At 74.7% G+C, this 21,886-nt stretch carries 21 protein-coding genes; 11 read left to right on the top strand and 10 right to left on the bottom strand.

Annotation, left to right across the window (positions count from 1 at the left end; all coding sequences use genetic code 11):
* The first annotated feature begins 6 nt into the window (after nt 1-6).
* From AAG589_RS02665 to AAG589_RS02655, 3 genes are read left to right on the top strand one after another with little or no spacing between them, the layout of a single operon-like run.
* A complete protein-coding gene (locus AAG589_RS02665) occupies nt 7-498 on the top strand; it encodes a hypothetical protein (RefSeq protein ID WP_430565693.1) in 492 nt (163 codons plus the stop codon).
* On the top strand, nt 495-968 hold the full coding sequence (locus AAG589_RS02660) for a hypothetical protein (RefSeq protein ID WP_430565692.1): 474 nt from the start codon (nt 495-497) through the stop codon (nt 966-968). The genes AAG589_RS02665 and AAG589_RS02660 overlap by 4 nt, the downstream gene beginning before the upstream one ends.
* Complete coding sequence (locus tag AAG589_RS02655) at nt 965-1,270, top strand: winged helix-turn-helix domain-containing protein (RefSeq protein ID WP_430565691.1); 306 nt, start codon at nt 965-967, stop codon at nt 1,268-1,270. The genes AAG589_RS02660 and AAG589_RS02655 overlap by 4 nt, the downstream gene beginning before the upstream one ends.
* A 5-nt stretch (nt 1,271-1,275) precedes the next feature.
* Here the strand turns inward: AAG589_RS02655 and AAG589_RS02650 are convergent, their stop codons facing one another.
* Nucleotides 1,276-1,980: a lysoplasmalogenase gene (locus AAG589_RS02650; protein ID WP_430565690.1), complete on the bottom strand. Its 705-nt coding sequence runs from the start codon at nt 1,978-1,980 to the stop codon at nt 1,276-1,278.
* 73 nt (nt 1,981-2,053) lie between these two features.
* The gene (locus AAG589_RS02645) at nt 2,054-3,178 is read right to left on the bottom strand and encodes a GNAT family N-acetyltransferase (RefSeq protein WP_430565689.1); all 1,125 of its coding nucleotides are present in this window, start codon (nt 3,176-3,178) and stop codon (nt 2,054-2,056) included.
* 69 nt (nt 3,179-3,247) lie between these two features.
* On the opposite strand from AAG589_RS02645, the gene metH reads away from it, so the two are divergent.
* Together metH and AAG589_RS02635 are read left to right on the top strand one after the other, a co-directional pair.
* The gene (gene metH, locus AAG589_RS02640; protein WP_430565688.1) at nt 3,248-6,832 is read left to right on the top strand and encodes a methionine synthase; all 3,585 of its coding nucleotides are present in this window, start codon (nt 3,248-3,250) and stop codon (nt 6,830-6,832) included.
* A 206-nt stretch (nt 6,833-7,038) separates the two neighbouring features.
* Nucleotides 7,039-7,500, top strand: coding sequence for a hypothetical protein (locus AAG589_RS02635; RefSeq protein ID WP_430565687.1), 462 nt, complete (start codon nt 7,039-7,041; stop codon nt 7,498-7,500).
* A 9-nt stretch (nt 7,501-7,509) separates the two neighbouring features.
* On the opposite strand, the gene AAG589_RS02630 is transcribed toward AAG589_RS02635, so the two are convergent.
* The 4 genes from AAG589_RS02630 to AAG589_RS02615 all read right to left on the bottom strand — a co-directional run bounded on the left by AAG589_RS02630 (nt 7,510) and on the right by AAG589_RS02615 (nt 11,164).
* Nucleotides 7,510-7,872: a DUF2200 domain-containing protein gene (locus tag AAG589_RS02630; RefSeq protein ID WP_430565686.1), complete on the bottom strand. Its 363-nt coding sequence runs from the start codon at nt 7,870-7,872 to the stop codon at nt 7,510-7,512.
* A gap of 43 nt (nt 7,873-7,915) precedes the next feature.
* On the bottom strand, nt 7,916-8,527 hold the full coding sequence (locus AAG589_RS02625) for a DUF6580 family putative transport protein (RefSeq protein WP_430565685.1): 612 nt from the start codon (nt 8,525-8,527) through the stop codon (nt 7,916-7,918).
* Nucleotides 8,524-8,955, bottom strand: coding sequence for a DUF4430 domain-containing protein (locus tag AAG589_RS02620; protein WP_430565684.1), 432 nt, complete (start codon nt 8,953-8,955; stop codon nt 8,524-8,526). The genes AAG589_RS02625 and AAG589_RS02620 overlap by 4 nt, the downstream gene beginning before the upstream one ends.
* Nucleotides 8,956-9,037: 82 nt before the next feature.
* Nucleotides 9,038-11,164, bottom strand: a complete 2,127-nt coding sequence (locus AAG589_RS02615) for a DNA gyrase/topoisomerase IV subunit B (RefSeq protein WP_430565683.1) — start codon at nt 11,162-11,164, stop codon at nt 9,038-9,040.
* Nucleotides 11,165-11,300: 136 nt separating this feature from the next.
* Here AAG589_RS02615 and AAG589_RS02610 point away from each other — a divergent pair, with 136 nt between their 5' ends.
* The 3 genes from AAG589_RS02610 to AAG589_RS02600 all read left to right on the top strand — a co-directional run bounded on the left by AAG589_RS02610 (nt 11,301) and on the right by AAG589_RS02600 (nt 13,531).
* Nucleotides 11,301-11,516, top strand: a complete 216-nt coding sequence (locus AAG589_RS02610; RefSeq protein ID WP_430565682.1) for a DUF7455 domain-containing protein — start codon at nt 11,301-11,303, stop codon at nt 11,514-11,516.
* Nucleotides 11,517-11,624: 108 nt separating this feature from the next.
* A complete protein-coding gene (locus AAG589_RS02605; protein ID WP_430565681.1) occupies nt 11,625-11,984 on the top strand; it encodes a hypothetical protein in 360 nt (119 codons plus the stop codon).
* Between the two features lie 125 nt (nt 11,985-12,109).
* Nucleotides 12,110-13,531, top strand: coding sequence for an FAD-binding oxidoreductase (locus AAG589_RS02600; RefSeq protein WP_430565680.1), 1,422 nt, complete (start codon nt 12,110-12,112; stop codon nt 13,529-13,531).
* A gap of 107 nt (nt 13,532-13,638) precedes the next feature.
* Here AAG589_RS02600 and AAG589_RS02595 read toward each other — a convergent pair whose 3' ends face one another.
* From AAG589_RS02595 to AAG589_RS02585, 3 genes are all read right to left on the bottom strand, one after another.
* Nucleotides 13,639-15,234: an RNA polymerase sigma factor gene (locus AAG589_RS02595; protein ID WP_430565679.1), complete on the bottom strand. Its 1,596-nt coding sequence runs from the start codon at nt 15,232-15,234 to the stop codon at nt 13,639-13,641.
* A 308-nt stretch (nt 15,235-15,542) separates the two neighbouring features.
* Nucleotides 15,543-15,899 (bottom strand): universal stress protein, encoded by a 357-nt coding sequence (locus AAG589_RS02590; RefSeq protein WP_430565678.1) that lies wholly within the window; start codon nt 15,897-15,899, stop codon nt 15,543-15,545.
* A 10-nt stretch (nt 15,900-15,909) separates the two neighbouring features.
* Nucleotides 15,910-17,301 carry a DUF4192 family protein gene (locus AAG589_RS02585; RefSeq protein ID WP_430565677.1) on the bottom strand — a complete coding sequence of 464 codons (1,392 nt, stop codon included), beginning with the start codon at nt 17,299-17,301 and terminating at the stop codon, nt 15,910-15,912.
* 167 nt (nt 17,302-17,468) lie between these two features.
* Between AAG589_RS02585 and AAG589_RS02580 the strand changes: the two genes are divergently transcribed.
* Together AAG589_RS02580 and AAG589_RS02575 are read left to right on the top strand one after the other, a co-directional pair.
* The gene (locus tag AAG589_RS02580; protein ID WP_430565676.1) at nt 17,469-18,104 is read left to right on the top strand and encodes a hypothetical protein; all 636 of its coding nucleotides are present in this window, start codon (nt 17,469-17,471) and stop codon (nt 18,102-18,104) included.
* Between the two features lie 98 nt (nt 18,105-18,202).
* Nucleotides 18,203-19,309 (top strand): polyprenyl synthetase family protein, encoded by a 1,107-nt coding sequence (locus AAG589_RS02575; protein ID WP_430565675.1) that lies wholly within the window; start codon nt 18,203-18,205, stop codon nt 19,307-19,309.
* Nucleotides 19,310-19,333: 24 nt separating this feature from the next.
* Here AAG589_RS02575 and AAG589_RS02570 read toward each other — a convergent pair whose 3' ends face one another.
* A complete protein-coding gene (locus AAG589_RS02570) occupies nt 19,334-19,765 on the bottom strand; it encodes an Rv2175c family DNA-binding protein (RefSeq protein WP_430565674.1) in 432 nt (143 codons plus the stop codon).
* A gap of 48 nt (nt 19,766-19,813) precedes the next feature.
* Between AAG589_RS02570 and AAG589_RS02565 the strand changes: the two genes are divergently transcribed.
* Entirely contained in the window at nt 19,814-21,886 is a 2,073-nt protein-coding gene (locus AAG589_RS02565) for a Stk1 family PASTA domain-containing Ser/Thr kinase (protein ID WP_430565673.1), read from the top strand.

The following is a 21,886-nucleotide window of genomic DNA, read 5'->3' as shown; positions in this document are numbered from 1 at the left end:
CGCGACGTGGCCACTTCTCCCGGGCCGGACTCCCCCGCCGTCGCGCCGGAACAGGCCCGTGCCCTGCTCGTCCGCGCGCCCGGGCCAGCACTGACCGCTCGACGCGACCGGCGGGCGCACACGCTGGGCGTGCTCGGAGCGGGGCTCGCGATGGCAGCGATGGTGCTGGCATCGTCGCTCACGCGGCACCAGGCGTGGTATCTCCTCGCCCTGGGGGCCGCGATGCTCGGCGCTCTGGGTCTGGTCGTGCTCGTCGAGGGCCTCGCCCGGCGCCACAGCACCGCCGTCCCCCGCGGGACGGCGAAGGCCGAGCGCGTGGCCTCGTGGGCGGGCTTCGGCGTCCTGGTCGTCGGGCGCCCCGTCCTCGACGCCCTCGCCGGCGACGGTCCCGCTCCCCTCGGTCCGGCGCTCCTGCTCAGTGCGGCCGTCGCCCTTCCCTTCGCGGCGGCAGCACACCGCATCTGGTGGGGCGACTGGCTGCCCGGGAGGCAGCAGTGACCACGCCGACCCCGCAGCGCCCCGACGCGGCCGCCGCCGTCGTCCGGGCGAGGTCGCTCGCTCTCACCAGCTCCCGCGACCGAGTGGTGCACGCGCGCGCCGTGGCGGGCATCGGTCTGATGCAGGGTGCGATGGCGGCCCTCACCTGGGGCGTCGCGGCCAACGACCTCCCGTGGTCCGGCATCGTCCTGTGGGCGGCCCAGGTCTGCTGGCTCGCCGCGATCGTCACCGTGTCGGGGTGGCGCGAGTCCCGCACCGGCACGACGCCCCGGCACGCCCGCCGCACGGCGCTGCTCGGCGTGGTGGCCTCGGGGGTGCTGCTCCTGGCCATCTCCTGGGCGGTCCACCTCGGCGGCGCGCCCGGAGTGGGGCCCGCAGCGGCCGTGGCGGCAGGCGTCGTCGTCGCGCTCCCCTCGGTGCTGGCCGGCCGGCGGATCCGGATGGCGGGCGCACCCGAGGCCCACCGGTGACCGAGCACCCCCGTCACCGGCTCGACGCCGTCATCCACGCGCCGGTGCGGTTCAGCATCGTGGCGGCACTGGCCACCGTGGACGAGGCGGATTTCGCCACGGTCCGCGACGCCGTCGAGATCACCGACTCCGCGCTGTCCAAGCAGATCAGCACGTTGGAGGACTCCGGGTACGTGGCGGTGCGCAAGGGCGCCGTCGGCCGGCGGCCGCGCACGTGGCTGCGCCTCACCCGCACGGGCCGGGACGCCTTCGAGCGTCACCTCGACGCGCTGCGGCGCATCGCGGAGGGCGCCTCCTCCTGACGGCGTCACCGGCGGCGCGCGAGCACCCCCGCCACCAGCAGCGCCTGGCCCGCGACGTAGGTGAGCATCACCCAGAACCCGGATGCCGGCGGGTCGAACCAGTCGGTGAAGGCGCCCAGCGCGATCATCGCGTCCGATGCCAGGAAGACGACGCCGCCCGCACCGGCCAGGGGGTGCACGCCGGTGGCGAGCACCGCCATGGCCACCAGGCAGACGCCGTACACGACCACGGCCGCCAGGAGCAGGCCCGGCGCGCCGGGAGCGCAGGCCACGACGAGCGCCACCGCCGCGAGCGCGTAGGGCGCCAGGAGCGCCGGACGGCGCGCCACGCTCGCGCCGCGGGTCGGCCAGAACGCGACGACGTACGCCACCTGGGCGAGCAGGAAGAAGCCGAACATGACGAGGAACGCGGTGTCGCCCTCGAACGCCGCGGGCGCCGTGTCCCCGAGCCAGGACAGCCCCAGGGCCACCGTGACCAGGCGCACCAACCGCGACCGGGGCGCGGGCGCGGCGGACCAGAGGGTCGCGGCGAGGAGCGGCATGAGGCAGACCTGAGTGACCCGTGCCCAGGTGCTCGCCTCCGCCGTCTGGGCCACCAGGTGCAGCACGGCGAGCATGGCGAGCGCGACGGCGGCCGCGCGCGAGGCGACGGTGGGCAGGAGCCGCTGCGGCGGCGCCGGGAGCAGCCCGGGATGAACGACGTCGGTCACGCGGGCAGCCTAGGCCCCCGGACCGGCAGGTCGAAACCCGCCCGGGCGGCGTCGGCGCGGGCCGCCGCGAGCCTCAGAGCTCGATCGTCAGCAGCCGCGAACCGTGCCGCTTGCCGTACCCCAGGCTCGCGTACAGGCCGTGCGCGCCGCTCGGGTTCTGCGTGTCGACGTCGAGCGCGGCCGCCGCCATCCCGTCGTCCGCGAACGCCCGCATGCCCGCCGCGAGCAGGGCGACGGCGACCTTCCGGCCGCGGTAGGCGCGGCGCACGCCGAGGATCTCGGTGTAGCCGAACGGGTAGCCGCGCACGGCGAAGTCGGCCGTGTACCGGGCCGCGACGTGATAGCCGACGACGAGCGGCTCCCCCGCCCGCAGCGCGGCAGCGGTCTCGGCGTCGGTGTGCGGGTCCGCCAGGAGCGCGTCGACGTCCGGTGCCGGGTCCACGACCACGAACGACCACTCGGGCGCGTACGTGCTGCGCCCGCTGCGCCACTGCTCCGGGGTCTGCGGCTCGCTGCCCCAGTGGTCGCGGAACGCGTCGTTGTGGGCCAGGCGGGCGGACTCGTCGAGCTCGGCGCGCAGCGGCAGGAGCAGCAGGCCGTCGTCGGGCTCGACCGCCGGCAGCGGGTGGGCCTCGAGGTCGCGCAGGTCCCGCTCGAGGTCGGCGTAGAAGCGCAGCGGGGCGAAGCCCGCCCGCTCGTAGAGCCGGACCTTCGCCGTCGGGGCCTCGTCCTCGAGGAAGCCCGCGAGGCGTGCGGGCACCTCCTTGCCGGACGCCGCGAGCAGCTGGCGCGCCCGCGCCTCCTGCCAGGCGAACAGCTCCCGGCCGATGCCCTCGCCGCGGCGGTCGGGGTGCACCGCGCCCCACAGGAAGGCCCGCACCCGGCTCGTGTCGCCGGGCATCGTCTCCACGTAGCCGTAGGCGCGCAGCGCCCCCTCGGCGTCGACGCCGACGATCGAGTCGGTGTCGAGCCGGCGCCAGGGCGCGTCGAGGATCTCGAGCAGCTCCTCCATCGACTCGCGGTACGGCTCGTGGTCCGCCTCCGCGACCGTGTTGCGCAGGTCGAGCAGCGCGGGGGCGTCGTCGCGGGTCGCCGGACGCCAGGTGAGGTCGCCGGCGGTCAGAGCGGGCAGGACGACGGGCGCCGCGGCACGCTCGGCGATCGGCGCCGGGGGCCTCGTGGGCTGGACGGTGGTCACCCACCGACGGTAGGTCTCACGGTGCGTCGGGCGCACCGGAATTCCCGGCCCCGCGGCTACGCTGCACGGGTGACGACCACCCTCGATCCCGCCACGGCCGACGCCCGCTCCACCGCCCTGCACGAGGCGCTGCGCACGCGCGTCGTGGTGGCCGACGGGGCCATGGGCACGATGATCCAGGCCGCGGACCCGACCCTCGAGGACTACCAGGGGCACGAGGGCTGCAACGAGATCCTCAACGTCTCGCGGCCCGACATCATCCGCGCGGTGCACGACGAGTACCTCGAGGTCGGCGTCGACGCCATCGAGACGAACACCTTCGGCGCCAACTGGTCCAACCTGTCCGACTACGGCATCGACGACCGCATCCGCGAGCTCGCGCGCGCCGGCGCCGCTCTGGCCCGCGAGCGCGCCGACGCCTTCGCGTCGCCCGACCACCCGCGCTGGGTGCTCGGCTCGATGGGCCCCGGGACCAAGCTGCCCAGCCTCGGGCACACCACGTACGCCCACCTGCGCACGACGTTCGCGGAGCAGGCGGCCGGGCTGCTCGAGGGCGGGGCGGACGCGCTGCTCGTGGAGACCAGCCAGGACCTGCTGCAGGCGAAGGCCGCGGTCACGGGCTGCCACGACGCGATCCGTGAGGTCGGCCGGTCGGTACCCGTGATCGTCTCCGTGACGGTCGAGACCACCGGCACCATGCTCATGGGCTCGGAGATCGGCGCGGCGCTCACGGCGCTGCAGGCGATCGGCGTCGACGCGATCGGCCTGAACTGCGCCACCGGCCCGGACCAGATGAGCGAGCACCTGCGCCACCTCGCGCGGCACAGCGAGGTCCCGGTCACCTGCATGCCCAACGCGGGCCTGCCGGAGCTGGGGCCGCACGGCGCCGTCTACCCGCTCACCCCGGAAGAGCTGGCCGCGGCGCACACGCAGTTCGTGCAGGAGTTCGGGCTCGGGCTCGTGGGTGGCTGCTGCGGCACGACGCCCGAGCACCTGCGCCAGGTGGTCGAGGCCGTGCGCGGCAAGGAGCTGCCCGACCGCAACCCGCAGCGGGAGAACGGCGTCGCGTCCCTGTACTCCCACACCGACCTGCGCCAGGACACCTCGTACCTGGCCATCGGCGAGCGCACCAACGCCAACGGGTCCAAGGCGTTCCGCGAGGCGATGCTCGAGGGCCGCTGGGACGACGTCGTCGACATCGCCCGCGCCCAGACGCGCGACGGCGCGCACCTGCTCGACGTCTGCGTCGACTACGTGGGGCGCGACGGCGTCGCGGACGTCAAGGAGGTCGTGTCGCGGCTCGCCTCGGCGTCGACGCTTCCGCTGGTGATCGACTCCACCGAGCCCGCGGTGCTGCAGGCGGGGCTCGAGCTGCTCGGCGGCCGCGCCGTCGTGAACTCGGTGAACTTCGAGGACGGCGACGGCCCGGGCTCCCGGTACGCGCGCATCATGCCGCTCGTGCAGGAGCACGGCGCGGCTGTCGTCGCCCTGACCATCGACGAGGAGGGCCAGGCGCGCACCAAGGACGGCAAGGTCGCCATCGCCACCCGCCTCATCGAGCAGCTCACGGGCGACTGGGGCATGCGGGTGGACGACATCATCGTCGACGCCCTGACGTTCCCCATCGCCACCGGCCAGGAGGAGACGCGGCGCGACGCCATCGAGACGATCGAGGCGATCCGCGAGATCACCACCCGCTTCCCCGGCGTGCACACGACGCTCGGCGTCTCCAACGTCTCGTTCGGGCTCAACCCGGCCGCCCGCACCGTGCTGAACTCCGTGTTCCTGCACGAGGCGACGCAGGCAGGCCTGGACTCCGCCATCGTGCACGCCGCGAAGATCCTGCCCCGCAACGCCATCCCCGACGAGCAGTGGGAGGCCGCGGAGAACCTGGTGTGGGACCGCCGCGAGTACGACGCCGAGGGCAACCTCACGCACGACCCGCTGTCGCACCTGCTCGAGCTGTTCTCCGGCGTGGACGCCACGGCCCTGCGCGACCAGCGCGCCGCCGAGCTCGCCGCGCTCCCGGTGGGCGAGCGCCTGGAGCGCCGCATCGTCGACGGCGCGCGCAAGGGCCTCGAGGAGGACGTCGACGAGGCGCTCGGCGCCGGCATGAAGGCGCTCGACATCGTCAACACGCACCTGCTGGGCGGCATGAAGGTCGTCGGCGAGCTGTTCGGCTCCGGCCAGATGCAGCTGCCGTTCGTGCTGCAGTCCGCCGAGGTGATGAAGACCGCCGTGGCGCTGCTCGAGCCGCACATGGAGAAGGTCGAGGGCGACGGCGACCGGTCCAAGGGCACGGTCGTGCTGGCCACGGTGCGCGGCGACGTGCACGACATCGCCAAGAACCTCGTGGACATCATCCTCACCAACAACGGGTACACGGTGGTCAACATCGGCATCAAGCAGCCGGTGAGCGCGATGATCGAGGCGGCCGAGCAGCACGACGCCGACGTCATCGGCATGTCCGGTCTGCTGGTGAAGTCGACGGTCGTGATGAAGGAGAACCTCGAGGAGCTGGTCTCGCGTGGCCTCGACCAGCGCTGGCCGGTGCTGCTGGGGGGCGCGGCCCTGACCCGCACCTACGTCGAGGACGACCTCGCCTCGGCCTTCCCCGGCACCGTGCGGTACGCGAAGGACGCCTTCGAGGGGCTGCGCCTCATGGAGCCGCTCGTCGCCATCGCGCGCGGCGCCGACCCCGAGTCGGTGGGCCTGCCCGCGCTGCGCAAGCGCCGGCACGGAGTCGTCACCGTGACGCAGACGGCGCCCGAGGACCTGCCCGCGCGGTCCGACGTCGCCGACGACAACCCCGTGCCCACCCCGCCGTTCTGGGGCACCCGCATCGTCAAGGGCATCCAGCTGGCGGACTACGCGGCGTTCCTCGACGAGCGCGCGACGTTCATGGGCCAGTGGGGCCTCAAGCCCGGCCGCGGGACCGAGGGCACTGCCGGCGCCAGCTATGAAGAGCTCGTCGAGACCGAGGGCCGGCCGCGCCTGGCCGCCTGGCTCGAGCGGGTCCGCACCGACCAGATCATGGACCCCACGGTGGTCTACGGGTACTTCCCGGTGTGGTCCGACGGAGACGACGTCGTGGTGGCGCACCACGACGGGCCCGACGGCGGCTCCGGCGGCGAGCCGGGCACCGAGCGCCTGCGGTTCCACTTCCCGCGGCAGCGGCGCGACCGGCACCTGTGCCTGGCGGACTTCGTGCGCCCGCGCTCGTTCGCGCAGGAGACCGGCCGGTTCGACGTGCTGCCCGTGCAGCTCGTCACCGTCGGCGACGCCGTCTCGGGTCACACCGCGAAGCTGTTCGAGGCGAACGCCTACCGCGAGTACATGGAGCTGCACGGACTCTCCGTCCAGCTGACGGAGGCGCTGGCGGAGTTCTGGCACTCCCGCGTGCGCGACGAGCTCGGCTTCTCGGGCGAGGAGCCCACCGACGTCGAGGGCCTGTTCAAGCTGCAGTACCGCGGTGCCCGGTTCTCCCTGGGCTACCCCGCCTGCCCCGACATGGAGGACCGCCGCAAGGTGGTCGAGCTGCTGCGCCCCGAGCGCGTGGGCGTCACGCTCTCCGACGAGCTGCAGCTGCACCCCGAGCAGTCCACCGACGCCTTCGTCTTCCACCACCCCGAGGCCAAGTACTTCAGCGTGTAACGGCCGTCCGGGACCCGACCGCGTGCGCCTCACGCGGTCGGTGAGCGTCCGGGCGTGAGCTGGGGGCAGCCTCCGGCTCCCGAGATGACGCGATCGCGACCTCGGGGCCGCGCCCTGGTCGTGCACCCCTTCCACAGCGCCGTCTCCGCCTCGCCGCGTTCCGGCCATGCTGGCGTCCACGAGACGACCCGGCAGACGGAGGCACCATGCGGCAGCAGCACCCGACGACACGCGAGTCAGCGCGCTCGGAAGCGCGCGCCCTGCTCGACAGGTTCGGGGCTCAGCAGCTCACGGGCCGATGGAACTTCGGCCCGACCACAGGCTCGATCCTCGAGGCGATCGCCGCCACCCCCGAGCGAGTCCGGTGCGACCTCGGACGCCTCGAGGCGGACTCCCCGGCCAGCTGGCCCGCGACCTCGACGGTCTACGTCCGGCCGCCGCGGCCGATGAGGATCTCCGTCGGACCGAGCCAGTTCTACCCGCCGACGCCCGAGGACGACGAGTACGAGCACCCGGAGTGGTGCGAGTGCGCGGCACTGATGGCCTTCGTCCGCGACGAGTTCCGCCTCGACTTCCTGCACCGGCCCGACGAGATCCTCCCCCGGCCGCCGATGGGGCTGCACGGAGAGGATGATTCGTCGTCGTGGTTCATGCTCTGGTGGGACTGAGCCCCGGCCTCAGGCAGCCTGGCTCCCGCGCAGGATCGAGGTCATCTTCTTGCCCTTGGCGACCTCGTCGACCAGCTTGTCCATCCAGCGGATCTGCTGCATGAGCGGGTCGTCGATCTCCTCGACCCGCACCCCGCAGATCACGCCGGTGATGAGCGAGGCGTTCGGGTTCATGGCGGGCGCCTGGGCGAAGAACGTCTCCAGGTCGACCTCGTCGGCGATCGTCCGCTCGAGGCCGGCGTCGTCGTAGCCGGTGAGCCAGGTCAGCACGCGGTCGAGGTCGTCCGTGCTGCGCTCCTTGCGCTCCACCTTCTGCACGTACATCGGGTAGATGCTGGCGAAGGTCATGCGCCGGATCCGGTCGGCAGGCATCGAGGTCGCCTCCTGTCGTGACGGTGGGGCTGCTCGTCGCAGGCTATCGCGCGGCGACGACGCCCGGGGTCGGCACCGCAGCACGCTCGAGCCGGGCGACCAGCGCCACCAGCCCGGCCGCCAGCGGCACCAGCACCAGGTTGCCGAGCAGCATGGGCCGCAGGAACGGCAGGCCGGCGACGTAGCTGGCCAGCAGGCCGTCGAGGCCCTCGGGGTAGAACGTGCCGCGGCCCAGCCACCACACGCCTGCGTTGGTCCACAGGTAGAAGAACAGCGAGGAGCCGACGCCGAAGCCGAGCGCGCTCAGCCACCGGCCACCGCCGCGCACGCGACCGGCCCACCAGGCGCCCGCACCGATCGCAGCCCAGGCGGTCCAGGTGAAGACCAGCACCGTCGAGTTGCCGAGCAGGACGTCGCTCAGCGCGACCACCACCAGCGGCGCGAGCATCGCGAGCCGGTGGCGCAGCAGCCCCGCCGCGGCGAACGCCGCCGCCGTCGAGAGCTCGAGGTTCGGCGGTGCGCCGAGGTCCGCCTTCACCAGGCGCCAGACGACGGCTCCGACGACGAGCAGCACCGCGAGCGCCGGCCGCCACCAGTGCCGCACGAGCTCGCGCGCGGTGAACGGGGCGTCCAGGCCGGGCGTCGCGGCGGTCACTTCTCGATCTCCTCGAGCTTCCAGGTGATGGTCTGCCCGTCCTTGGTCTCGAGCGATCCGGCGCCCACCGTGGCCAGCTCGTCGTCGACGTACAGGCCCCAGAACTCCGTGTCCGGGTCGGCCTCGCGGCCGCGGATCGCGGTGACGAAGGCGTTCTCGCCCTTGCCCTGCACCTGCGCGTCCGGGTCGTGCTGCTCGAGGAGCTCGAGCGCCGTCTTGCCGTCCTCGCCCGCGTAGGAGAACTCGCTGAGGTTCTCCGCGACCTGCTGCGTCGGGTCGACCGACGCGCTGGCGGACGCCGAGGAGCCGGCGTCGGGTGTGCCGCCGTCCGAGCACCCGGCGAGCAGGCCCGCAGCCAGGGCGGTCGCCGGGAGCAGCGCGAGCAGGCGGGACGATGCCGGGCGGGAGGCCGTGCGGGGGATCTTCACGGCCAGAGGGTACCCATCACCGGCAGGCACCCGCCGCTCGGGCCGCCATGCGGACGGGAGCAGGCGGCGTCCCGGGGCGTGCTCAGGCGTCGATGCGGGACTGGTCGAGGGTGTGCGCCCCGGCGACGATGAACTCCTTGCGGGGCGCGACGTCGCTGCCCATGAGCAGCTCGAACACGCGCTCCGCGGCCTCGGCGCCCTCCACCGTGACGCGGCGCAGGGTGCGGTGCCGCGGGTCCATGGTGGTCTCCGCGAGCTGGTCGGCGTCCATCTCCCCCAGGCCCTTGTAGCGCTGGATGTCCTCCTTGTACCGGCGCCCGGCGCGGTCCAGCTTCTTGAGCGTCGCGGCGAGCTCGGCCTCCGAGTACGTGTACAGGTACTCGTTCTTGCGCCGGCCGCTGCCCAGCACCTCCACCCGGTGCAGCGGCGGCACCGCGGCGAAGACGCGGCCGGCCTCCAGCATCGGGCGCATGTAGCGGTAGAAGAGCGTGAGCAGCAGGGTGCGGATGTGCGCGCCGTCGACGTCGGCGTCCGTCATCAGGACGATCTTGCCGTAGCGGGCGGCGTCGAGGTCGAAGGACCGCCCGGAGCCGGCGCCGAGCACCTGGATGATGGCGGCGCACTCCGCGTTGCGGAGCATGTCGCTGATCGACGCCTTCTGGACGTTGAGGATCTTGCCGCGGATCGGCAGCAGCGCCTGGAAGTCGCTCGAGCGCGCCAGCTTGGCCGTGCCGAGGGCGCTGTCGCCCTCGACGATGAACAGCTCGCTGCGGTTCACGTCGTCGCTGCGGCAGTCCGCGAGCTTCGCCGGCAGGGACGACGCCTCGAGGGCGTTCTTGCGCCGGGAGATCTCCTTCTGCTTGCGCGCCGTGACGCGGGCTCGCATCTCGGCGACGACCTTGTCGAGCAGCAGCGCCGCCTGCGCCTTCTCGTCGCGCTTGGACGAGGTGAGCAGGGCGCCCAGCTCCTTCTCGACGACGCGGGAGACGATGGCGCGCACCGGCGCCGTGCCGAGCACCTCCTTGGTCTGCCCCTCGAACTGCGGCTCGGCGAGGCGGACCGTGACCACGGCCGTGAGGCCGGCGAGGACGTCGTCCTTCTCGATGCGCTCCGCCGCGTCCTTCGTGGAGACCTTCAGGCGCCGCGCGTTCGCCTCGATCTGCTTGCGCACGGTCTTGAGCAGGCCCTGCTCGAACCCGGACAGGTGGGAGCCGCCCTTGGGCGTCGCGATGATGTTGACGAAGCTGCGGACCTCGGTGTCGTAGCCGCCGCCCCACCGCAGGGCGACGTCGACCTCGCAGTCGCGCCGCACCTCCTGCGGCGACATGTGACCGCGCGAGTCCAGCACCGGCACCGTCTCCGTGAACTGCCCGCTGCCCTTGAGCTGCCACGTCGAGGTCACCGGGGCGTCGGGCGCGAGGAACTCGACGAAGTCCACGGCGCCGCCGTCGTGCTGGAAGACCTCCTCGTGCGGCCCGTCCTCGCCCGGGGTGCCGGGCAGCCCGCGCTCGTCGCGCACGGTGAGCTTCAGGCCCGGCACGAGGAACGTCGTCTGGCGGGCCCGGGTGACCAGCTCGTCGTAGCTGAACACCGCCGTCTTCGGGAAGACCTGTCGGTCGGCCCAGTACCGCACACGGGTGCCGCTGACCCCGCGCTTCACCTTGCCGACGACGGCGAGCTCGGACCCGGACACGAACGGCTCGAACGGCGACTCCGGCGACGGCCCGGTCGCCGGGTCGGTGAAGACGCCCGGCTCGCCGCGGTGGAACGTCATCTTGTGGGTCTTGCCGCCGAGGTCCACCTCGACGTCGAGGCGCGCCGAGAGCGCGTTGACGACGGACGCGCCGACGCCGTGCAGGCCGCCCGACGCGGTGTACGAGCCGCCGCCGAACTTCCCGCCCGCGTGCAGCTTGGTGAAGACCACCTCGACGCCGGACAGCCCCGTCTTCGGCTCGATGTCGACCGGGATGCCGCGCCCGTCGTCCTCGACCGTCACGGACGAGTCCGCGTGCAGGACGACGCGGATCGCCGTGGCGTGGCCGCCCAGCGCCTCGTCGACGGAGTTGTCGATGATCTCCCACAGGCAGTGCATGAGGCCGCGCGAGTCCGTCGACCCGATGTACATGCCGGGGCGCTTGCGCACCGCCTCGAGGCCCTCGAGGACCGTCAGGTGGCGTGCGGTGTACCCGGACTCGGAGGTGGCTGTCACGGGAACGAGGGTAGACGACTCGAACGCCTGTTCCGACGGCCCACGCCGCCGAGACTGTGCTCCACGCCGCTATGCCGGGAGCGAACCTGCCACCGGTCCGGGATGCTCCGGGCTACCCGTCTGGTTGGATGGAGACGTGAGCACCACGACGACCGAACCGACCCAGCCGCTGACCGCCGCCGACCGCTGCGACCGCTGCGGCGCCCGGGCGTACGTGCGAGTGGTCCTGCCCGTCGGAGAGCTCCTCTTCTGCGGACACCACGCGCGCGCGCACGCGGACGCCTACCAGGGTGTCGCCGTCCACATCCAGGACGAGACGGACCGGCTCCGCGAGGAGAGCGGGACGCACTGACCCGCGACGACAGACGGACACGAGAGCCCCGCACCTCGGTGCGGGGCTCTCGTGCGTCCACGGCAGCGCGCCCGCCCGGCAGGCGCGCACGAGGAGGATGACCTCGGCATGGTCCAGTTCTACGACAACGGGGACGAGGTCCCCGCCGGGTGGCCGGGCGGCGACGTCGAGACCGTGATCGACGTGGACCGCGTCTACGCGGTGCGTGCCGACCTGACGCCCGGGCAGTGGCGGCGCCTCGACCAGATCTACCGCGCGCTGCCGGGCGGGGACGCCGGCCTCGGCTCGGGCGCATGGTTCGGCCCGGAGGACGACCCCGACGGGTGGCTCGTCGCGTCGGTCGAGCCGTCCGGGCTGCAGGTCTCCGGCCGGCTGCCGGTCGCCCAGTGGCAGCGCTGGACCGCCGCGTTCCAGGCAGCGCTCGACGGCGCCCGGTTCCCGGGCCACGACTTCGGCACGGGGACGTAGCGGACGTAGCGCCCGGGACCACCCCGCGGCGCGGGTTCACCCGCTCCTCACCCGGCGGCGCCGTCACTTCCGCACGGCCCGCCGTCTCCCTGTTCTCAGGACGTTCCCGAGCACCAGGAGAGACCATGACCGGCACCGCAGCCCCCGCCCGCGACCTGCCCCGCTCCGCACGGCTGCGCGCCGCGCTCGCTGCCGGGCTCGACGGCGACGTCCTGGAACCCGGGGAGCCGGGCTACGACGCCGCGCTGCCCGGCTTCAACCTCGCCCTGGAGCACCGGCCGGCGCTCGTCGTGCGCGCGGCGTCGGTGGGCGACGTCGTCGCGACCGTGCGCGCCGCCGCGGACCACGGCGCCGGGGTCGGCGTCCGTGCCACCGGCCACGGCGCCCCGCCCACCGGTCCCGACGACGTGCTGCTCGACGTGGCCGCGCTCGACGGTCTCGACGTCGACCCGGCGGCCCGCACCGCCACGGTGGGCCCCGGGGTGCCGTGGTCGGCGGTGCTCGAGGCCGGGGCGCCGCACGGCCTCGGGGGCCTGTGCGGGTCGTCGCCGCACGTCGGGGTGGTCGGCTACACCCTCGGCGGCGGGCTCGGGCCGCTCGCCCGCACCTTCGGTTTCGCGGCCGACCACGTGCGCTCGCTCGACGTGGTCACCGCCGCCGGGGAGCTCGTCACCGCGACGCCCACCCGGCGCGAGGACCTCTTCTGGGCGCTGCGGGGCGGCGGCGGCGCGTTCGGCGTGGTCGTCGCGATGACCTTCGACCTGTTCCCGCTGTCCACCCTGCGCGCGGGGACGCTCTGGTTCGACGTCGACGACGCGCCCGCCGTACTGCACCGGTGGCGCGAGCTCACGTCGGCGCTCGACGACGACGTCTCGACCTCGGTCGCGCGGCTCAACCTGCCGCCGCTGCCCGACCTGCCCGAGCCGCTGCGCGGGCGCGCGGTGCTCGTGGTCCGCTACGTGCGCCACGGTGAGCTCGCGGCGCCGGACCCGCTGGTGGACGCACTGCGCGGCGTCGCGCCCCCGCTGCTCGACGCGGTCGGCGACCTGCCGTACGTGCAGCTCGGCGCGGTCCACGCCGACCCGGAGGACCCGATGCCGTTCCTCGAGCGCGGCGGGCTGCTGCGCGAGCTGTCCGAGGACGCGGTCGACGCGTTCCTCGGGGCGGTGCCGCCCGACTCCCCCGTGCTCATGGCCGAGATCCGCCTCCTGGGTGGCGCGGTCGCCCGGCCCCCGGCAGTCGCCGGCGCGGTGGGCGGTCGCGACGCCGGCTGGACGCTCTTCGTCGGCGCGCTCGGCGTCCCCGCCGGGCCGCCCGACGCCGCGGCGCACGTCCAGGGGGTGCACGACGCGATGGCGCCGTGGGCCACCGGCGGAGCCCTCCTCAACTTCGCGGGCCCGCGCGACGACGTCTCCGCGGCGCTGGTGCGGGAGGCGTACGGCCCCGCGACCTACGACCGGCTCGTGGCCCTTCGGCGGACCCTCGACCCCCGCGGCGTCCTGGCCCCGTCGTCGCGGTGGTCCGTCGCCGCCGACGTCGCGCCCTGACCGGCGACGCGCCTCCCGTCCCGTCCGCTCGCCCACCCGGACGCACGAGAGCCCCGGTACCGATCGGTACCGGGGCTCTCGTGCGACGTGCTCGCGTGGTGCGCGGATCAGTCCAGGTAGTCGCGCAGCACCTGGGACCGCGACGGGTGCCGCAGCTTCGACATCGTCTTGGACTCGATCTGGCGGATCCGCTCGCGCGTGACGCCGTAGACCTTGCCGATCTCGTCCAGCGTCTTGGGCTGGCCGTCCTGCAGGCCGAAGCGCATGGAGACGACGCCCGCCTCGCGCTCCGACAGCGTGTCGAGCACCTGGTGCAGCTGCTCCTGCAGCAGCGTGAAGCTCACGGCGTCGGCCGGGACGACGGCCTCGGAGTCCTCGATGAGGTCACCGAACTCGCTGTCGCCGTCCTCGCCCAGCGGCGTGTGCAGCGAGATGGGCTCGCGGCCGTACTTCTGGACCTCGACCACCTTCTCGGGGGTCATGTCCAGCTCCTTGGCCAGCTCCTCCGGGGTGGGCTCGCGGCCCAGGTCCTGGAGCATCTGACGCTGCACGCGGGCCAGCTTGTTGATGACCTCGACCATGTGCACCGGGATGCGGATGGTGCGGGCCTGGTCGGCCATGGCGCGGGTGATCGCCTGCCGGATCCACCAGGTGGCGTACGTCGAGAACTTGTAGCCCTTGGTGTAGTCGAACTTCTCGACCGCGCGGATCAGACCGAGGTTGCCCTCCTGGATGAGGTCCAGGAACAGCATGCCGCGGCCGGTGTAGCGCTTGGCGAGCGAGACGACGAGGCGCAGGTTGGCCTCGAGCAGGTGGTTCTTGGCGCGCTTGCCGTCGTGCGCGATCCAGCGCAGGTCGCGGTACATGCGACGCTCGTCGGCGCTCGCCTTGGTCTTGTCGTAGTCGGCGTAGTCCTTGGACAGGCGCTCCTCCGCGAACAGGCCGGCCTCGATGCGCTTCGCGAGCTCGACCTCCTGCTCCGCGTTCAGCAGCGCGACCTTGCCGATCTGCTTGAGGTAGTCCTTCACGGGGTCGGCGGTGGCGCCGGCCGTGACGACCTGCTGCGCGGGCTGGTCGTCGTCGTCGGTGTCCGAGACGACGAACCCGGTCTCCTCGTCCTCGCCCTTGCCGGCCCTGCCGCCCTTCGCGGTGGTTCGCCCGGCGGCCTCGTTGTCCTGCTCGCCCTCGACGTCGTTCGCGTCGTCGGGCTCGACGTCCTCGACGCCGTCAGGGATCGGGTCGTCCTTCGGCGCCGCCTTCCGGCCGCGCGCGGGCTTCGTGCCCTTCGCCGCGGCGGTCTTGGCACCGGCGGCCTTCGTCGCGGGCTTCTTGCCGGCCGGGGCCTCGGCGGGCTCGTCGTCCGCCGACGCGGACGACTTCACGGCGGAGGTCGTCACGGTCGAGGTCTTCACCGGGCTCGCGGGCCGCGCCGCCGGCGCCTTCGCACGCGTCGTCGTGCTCCGGCCGGCGCTGGCCGCGGCGACCTTGGTGGCCGTGGGCACACCGATCTCCACCCCGGCGGTCGCGAAGGCGCGCAGGACCGCCTTCAGACGCTTCGGGTCCGCCACCGCGGCGTTCTCGCAGGCAGCGCGGAAGCTCTCGGCGTCGACCCGGCCGTCGGCGGTGCCTCGGGCGAGCAGGCCCTGCAGGGCAGGGTGCTCGAACTCTCGGGGAAGTGCAGGGTTCTGCGCAGTGGACGCCACAAACCGACCTTTCGGCATTCGAGGGGACGGTGCTTCGCCGTCAAGGCCTCCGACTCGGGCTGTCGTGGCTCAGGCGAACACCTCTATTGTACCGGCGACATCCGCGACGGAGGGGCACCACGGGCTCCTGCGCCCAGTCCCGTACCCGCGTCGTCCGTTCTCCGGTGCTGGCTCAACGCACGAGACGGCGCGAAGATTCCCGGCACGCCGGGCGAAACGACGGGTGCTGGTCCGCCGGCGCCACGCCGGGGGTCGTCCGCGGACGGTCACGAGCGTCACACGTCCCGGCGACCCGGGCGCGCGTGTCGTCACGGCTTCACCGCCAGGACCGGGCAGGGTGCCTCGAGCAGGATGCGCTGCGCCCCGGACCCGAGGATCAGCTTGCCGACCGGGCTGCGGCGGCGCAGCCCCACGACGATGAGCTCCGCGCCCGCGTCGTGCGCCGTGCGGACGAGGTCCTCGGCGAGATCTCCCGTGCCGGCGACCACCGAGTGCGTGACCCCGGACGCGGCCAGGTCGTCCTCGACCGCCTGCTGCTCGGGCCCGCCGTCGGCTCGGGCGACGACGACCGTGAGCGGGACGGACCGCTCCTGCGCCTCGCGCTTCGCTGCGGCGAGAGCCGCCTGTCCCTCGGCCGTGCTCAGGAGTCCGACGACGATCGCCATGGGGGGCACGCTACCCGACCGTGGGCCGCGCCACACCGGCCGCCACGGGCTGTCGCGTCGAGCTCACCCATCCCGGCGGCACCGCAGCCTCGAGAACGCCGGCCAGGAGGGCCGCGAGCCGGTGACCCGGGTCCTGCCGGGCGGACTCGCGCACGCGGCGCGCGGCGAGCCACCCGTCGCCCCGCCACCAGGCCAGGAAGCCCAGCAGCGCCAGGGGCGCCGCGTGCCACCGCCGCGGCGCGCCGCCCACCAGCTGCTCCAGCACGACCCGGGCGGCGTCCGCCGTCGCCGCGTCGGGCGGCACGCCGACCCGCGGGTCCACCACCCGGGCGATCGCGCGCGCCGTGGCAGCCTCGACGTCGATTCCGTCGCCGGCACCGCCGTCGGCACCACCGTCGGCACCGAGGCCCGTCCCGTGGCCGGCCCCGTGGCCACCGCCTGCGGTGCCGGGGCCGACGACACCGGCGGTGCGGTCCGCCACCTCGCGACCGCCGGGGACCAGGGACAGGAGCACGGCGTCGCGGACCGGGACGTCCGCGAGCGCCACCGCCAGTCGACCGAGGCGCGCGGGCGCGAGCTCGACCTCGGTGGCCGGGCGCTCGCACAGCTCCGCGGCCGCCTGGCGCACCAGGTCCCGCCACACCTCGTAGGCCTCGGCCCGCCACCGCCCCAGCGCGTCCGCCCGGCCCGGCCCTCGGCGACCCGCCGAGCCCGACGCGGCACGCGCCTCGGGCACCCGCGGGGCCGCGGCCTCCTCGCTCGCCGCGGCGCGCGCCCGCTGGGCGCGCGCGGCCGCCTTCGCGACGCGGTCGCGCACGCCGTCCGACGGCCGCCGGATCCGGTGCGCCTCCTCCTCCGAGGCCGCGATCGCCCGCCCGGCCACCACGAACGCCGCCCCCACTTCGCCGTGCTCGAGCTCGCTCACCGGGCGCCCCTGCGGCGGGCAGCACGCGGGGTCGACGCAGTCCAGCCCGCGGTAGCCCTGCGGGCCCACCAGCCAGGCCTCCACGTCGACCGTCGGCGCCAGCGACTCGTCCAGCGCGCCCACCACGGCCGCGGCGTGCGCACGAGCCCGGCCGGGCGGGGCGGACGTGTACAGCACGACCAGCGCCAGGCGCGCCCCGACCCGGGAGGCGGCACGGGCGACGGCGTCCACGTCGGCCGCCATGCCGGCCGTCCCGCCGGCCCCCGAGCCGTCAGCGAGCTCCGCCAGGGCGGTCCGGGCGACGAGACCGATCTGTCCCTCCGCCGTCACGGCCACCACGACCACGCACTCCCGCGGCCGGAACCCCAGCAGGTACGGCACGGCCGCGAGGAGGTCGCGGGAGGAGCGGAGCACGAGCGGGGCCTCGAGGGCCGAGCGGGATGCTCCGGCGCGGTCGGTGGAGTATGCGGCGTCCATGACCCGATCCCACCGCGGCGTCGCCGGCTCGGACGCCGCCCGTCGCCCGGTTGTGGACGGCGCGGCACTGGGGGCAGGCTCCCCGCCGCGCGTCGCCTGGCGACGTCCGCGACGTCGGTCGGCACCGGGATGCGGAAGCGCCGCCGTGGGCCGCTACGGTAGGCGCCGTGCCCACGCTCCCCCGCCGGCCGCGTCACCCGGTCCGGTCGCGCCCCGCGCCCGCGGCAGGCGTGCGCGGCGTCGGCGCCGCGGCGCTCACCACCCTGCTCACCCTGTCCGGCTGCGGACTGCTCGGCGACTCCGGGGCCCCGGACGACGAGGTCTCCGCGACGGGCGAGGACGGCTCGGGCGTCGGAGTGCGCGGCGCCACCGAGGCCCCTGCCACGGACCCGGGCCCGAGCGACGCGGCCACCCTGCCCACGTTCGACCCGGACACGACGGTCGGCGGGTACGCCGCCGGCTTCCCGAAGAAGCTGCTCGGCGCCCCCGAGGACGCCACCGTGCTCGCCAGCTCGGCGACCCCCGGGGAGGGGGCGCTCACGGACGTCACCCTCAACCTCAGCACGTCGCGCTCCACCCAGGAGGTCATCGACCAGCTCGCGAAGCGGCTGCGCAAGGCGGGCTTCGACGAGTCCGACGCCTCGTCCTTCTCGGGCCTGACCGCCCAGACGACGTTCGGCCGCGAGAGCACGCCGAAGGGGAAGAAGGACGCGGACCCCGTCGTGGAGTCGGTCACCCTCGGCGTGCTGGACGACGGCGAGCGGCGCCTCGTCACCGTCAGCGGCTCCGTGGTCGCGGGCTGACGGCTCCCGCGACCCGCCCTGCACCTCCGCCCGGCAGCTCCGCCCGGCGGCGTCGCCGAGCAGTCGGGACCACCCGGCCGGCCGCATAGGCTGTCGACATGCCCACCGCCGCGTCGCTGGTCGACCTCGAGAACCTCCGCACCGACGTCGACGTCCGGGTCGAGGAGCACCTCGACGCCCTCGCGCAGGAGGTCTCCACCATCGGCGCCCCGGCGACGGCGCTGACCGACCAGGCCGCCGTGCTGCTGCGCGGCGGCAAGCGGCTGCGCGCGGCGTTCTGCTACTGGTCCTATCGCGCCCACGGCGGCGCGGCGGCGGGCCCTGAGCGGGACGCGGTGGTCCGTGCCGGGGCCGCCCTCGAGCTGTTCCAGGCGGCCGCCCTGCTGCACGACGACGTCATGGACGCGTCGGACACGCGGCGGGGCGCGCCCACCGCGCACCGCGCCTTCGAGGCGCGGCACGCCGGGGCCGGCTGGGCGGGCTCGGCCGAGCGGTTCGGGACGGCCGCCGCGATCCTGCTCGGCGACCTCTGCCTCGTGGCGTGCCAGCGCGAGATCGCGGCCGCCGTCGCGGACCTGCCCGCCGACCGCGCCGCCGCGGCGCGGGCCCTGTTCGACGCCATGCAGACCGAGGTGGTGGTGGGCCAGTACCTCGACGTCCTCGTGCAGGCCGAGCCCTGGGGCCTGGACCCCGCGGCCGACGAGGAGCGCGCCCGGGGCGTGCTGCGCGCCAAGTCGGCGCGCTACTCGGTGGAGCGCCCGCTCGTGCTCGGCGCACTGCTCGCGGGCGCCTCGCCCGCGCGCGTGACGGCCGTCTCGGACGCCGGGCTGCCGCTCGGGGAGGCGTTCCAGCTCCGCGACGACGTGCTCGGCGTGTTCGGCGACCCGTCGGTGACGGGCAAGCCCGCGGGGGACGACCTGCGCGAGGGCAAGCGCACCGTGCTGATGGCCCGCACGCTCGCGGCGGCGGGCGCCGCCGACCGCGACCTGGTCGTGGCGCGGCTGGGCGACCCGACCCTGGACGCGGCGACCGTGGACCGGCTCCGTGGGGTCATCGCCGGGTCGGGGGCCCTGGACGGCGTCGAGACGCTCATCGGCACGCTCGCCGACGGCGCGCTCGACGCGCTGGCCGCGGCCGGGCTCGCCGACCCCGGCCGCGAGGTCCTGCTCGACCTCGCCCGCGCCGCCGTCGACCGGGCGGCCTGACCTCCCGACGGGAGAGGCCGGCCGTCAGAGCAGCGCCTGAGCCACCCGGCGCACCTCGGCCCGTCGCCCCGCGCGCAGCTCCCCGATCGGCGCGCCGCCGATCGACGGCTCCGTCTCGAACAGCCAGCGCAGGATCGCCGCGTCGTCCATCCGCGCGTCGGAGAGCAGCAGCACCGTGCCGCGCAGCGTGCCCAGGACGTGCGGGGCGCCGTCGTCGGTCACGAGGAACGAGGCGGGCACCTGGAAGGTGTTCCGCTCGCCGCGCTTGATCCCCACGAGGGTGCGCTCCGACACCAGCCCGCGCACCTTGCTCACGGCCGTCCCGAGCACCTCCGCGACGTCGGGCAGGGTGAGCCACTCGTCCACCAGGGACTCGACGACGGCGCGGTCGTCCTGGCTCTCGCTGGTGCTGCCGGGGGTGGGGACGCCGGGCTCCGGCGCGGTCGTGTCGTTCACCGGGCCAGCCTACGGGCCTGCCGATCCGGGCGCCCCTACACTCGTCGCGTGGCCATCGCGACGACCGACCCGATGCTCGGCCGCCTGGTCGACGGGCGGTACGAGATCGTCGCGCGCGTCGCCCGGGGCGGCATGGCCACCGTGTACCGCGCCACCGACCGACGCCTCGACCGCGAGGTCGCGATCAAGGTGATGCACCCCCACCTGGCGGACGGCGTGGACGGCGCCGCGTTCGTCTCCCGGTTCCGCCGCGAGGCGCGCGCCGCGGCCCGGCTCACCCACCCCGGCGTCGTCGCGGTGTACGACCAGGGTGTCGACGGCGACACCAGCTACCTCGCCATGGAGTACGTGCCCGGCACCAACCTGCGGCGCGAGCTGCACGACTCGGGCGCGCTCACGCTGGGCCGCGCGCTCGACGTCGTCGCGCAGGTGCTGGCGGCCCTCGCCGCAGCGCACCGCAAGGGGCTGGTGCACCGGGACGTCAAGCCGGAGAACGTGCTCGTCGTCGGCGACGACGCGCCACCGGCGGGCAGCCCCGACGGCAGCACGGACGGCAGCACGGACGACAGCACGGACCGCGGCCTCGCCCCCGGGACCCGGGTCAAGGTCGCCGACTTCGGCCTCGCCCGCGCCGTCACCGAGGTGACCACGACCGCCACCGGCACCGTGCTCGGCACGGTCGCCTACCTCGCGCCCGAGGTGATCACGAGCGGCACCTGCGACGCGCGCACCGACGTCTACGCGGTCGGGGTGCTCGCGTACGAGCTCGTCACGGGCACGCTCCCGTATGCCGGCGAGACGCCGATCCAGGTCGCCTTCCACCACGTGCACGAGGACCTCCCGGCCCCGTCCGCGCTCGTGGGCTGGCTGCCCGCCGAGGTCGACGCGCTCGTCGCGTCCTTCGCGGCGCGCGACGCGCGGCAGCGCCCGCCGGACGCCGCCGCGGCGCTCACCGCCGTCGAGACGCTGCGCGCCGGGCTCGACCCCGACGTGCTCGCCCGCCGCGCGGAGCCGTCCGCCGTCGTCGCCGGGCCCGGCCCGGCCGACCTCGACCGGGCGGGCGCCCCGGACGGCACCGGGACCGACGGGCAGGACGACGGGCAGGCAGGGACGGACGCCGTCGACCAGATCCCCACCGCCTTCTTCCAGGAGGTGTCGGCGAGCGCGCCGGCGCAACCCACGGACCGGCTCGTCGAGCAGCCCACCGAGACCTACCGGCGTCCCTCGCGGCGGCGGCGCACGGTCGCGTGGCTCCTCACCGTCCTGCTGCTGCTCGGCGGTGGCGGCTTCGGCACCTGGTGGTGGTTCGCGGACGGCCCCGGCGCGTGGACGTCGGTGCCGACCGGCGTGGCCGGGGTGGCCGCCGACGACGCCCGCGCCGTCCTCGAGGACGCCGGGCTCGGCACCACGACCAGCCGCGCCTTCGACGACGACGTCCCGGAGGGCTCGGTGGTGACGACCGTGCCCGCCCCCGGCGACCGCGTGCGCACCGACGGCTCCGTGGAGCTGGTGGTCTCGCGCGGGGTGCAGATGCTCACGGTGCCGGACGACCTCGTCGGCGCGGACCGCAAGGATGCCACCGCCGCCCTCGAGGACGCCGGCTTCACCGTGGGCGATCCCACGCGCTCGTACGACGACGAGGCCGACCGCGGCGAGGTGCTCGACGTGTCGGTGGACGAGGGCTCGCGCCAGCGGCACGACACGGTCGTGACCCTCACCGTCTCCGACGGCCCCGCTCCGGTCCAGGTGCCGCAGGAGGTGGGCAAGGAGAAGGACGCGGCCGTCGCCGACCTCGAGGGGCTGGGGCTCGTCGTCGAGCTGGCCGACCCGGAGTACTCCGAGGACGTGCCGAAGGGGCACGTGCTGGCGCAGGACCCGAAGGAGGGGGCCACGGCGCACCGCACGGACACCGTGACGCTGACGATCTCCCAGGGCCCGCCCCTGGTCGAGGTGCCCAACGTCGTGGGCAAGCACACCGAGCCGGCGCGCAAGGCGCTCGAGAAGGCGGGCTTCACCGTCAAGGAGAACGCCTACCTGGGCGGCATCCTCGACACCGTCCGGTTCCAGGACACCACCGGCAAGGCGCCGAAGGGCAGCACGGTCACCCTCACCGTCTGGTGA

The organism is Isoptericola sp. F-RaC21, assembly GCF_038593535.1.
Taxonomy (GTDB): domain Bacteria; phylum Actinomycetota; class Actinomycetes; order Actinomycetales; family Cellulomonadaceae; genus Isoptericola.
Note: the sequence above shows the minus strand (reverse complement) of the source record. Positions and strands in the feature narration are given on the sequence as shown.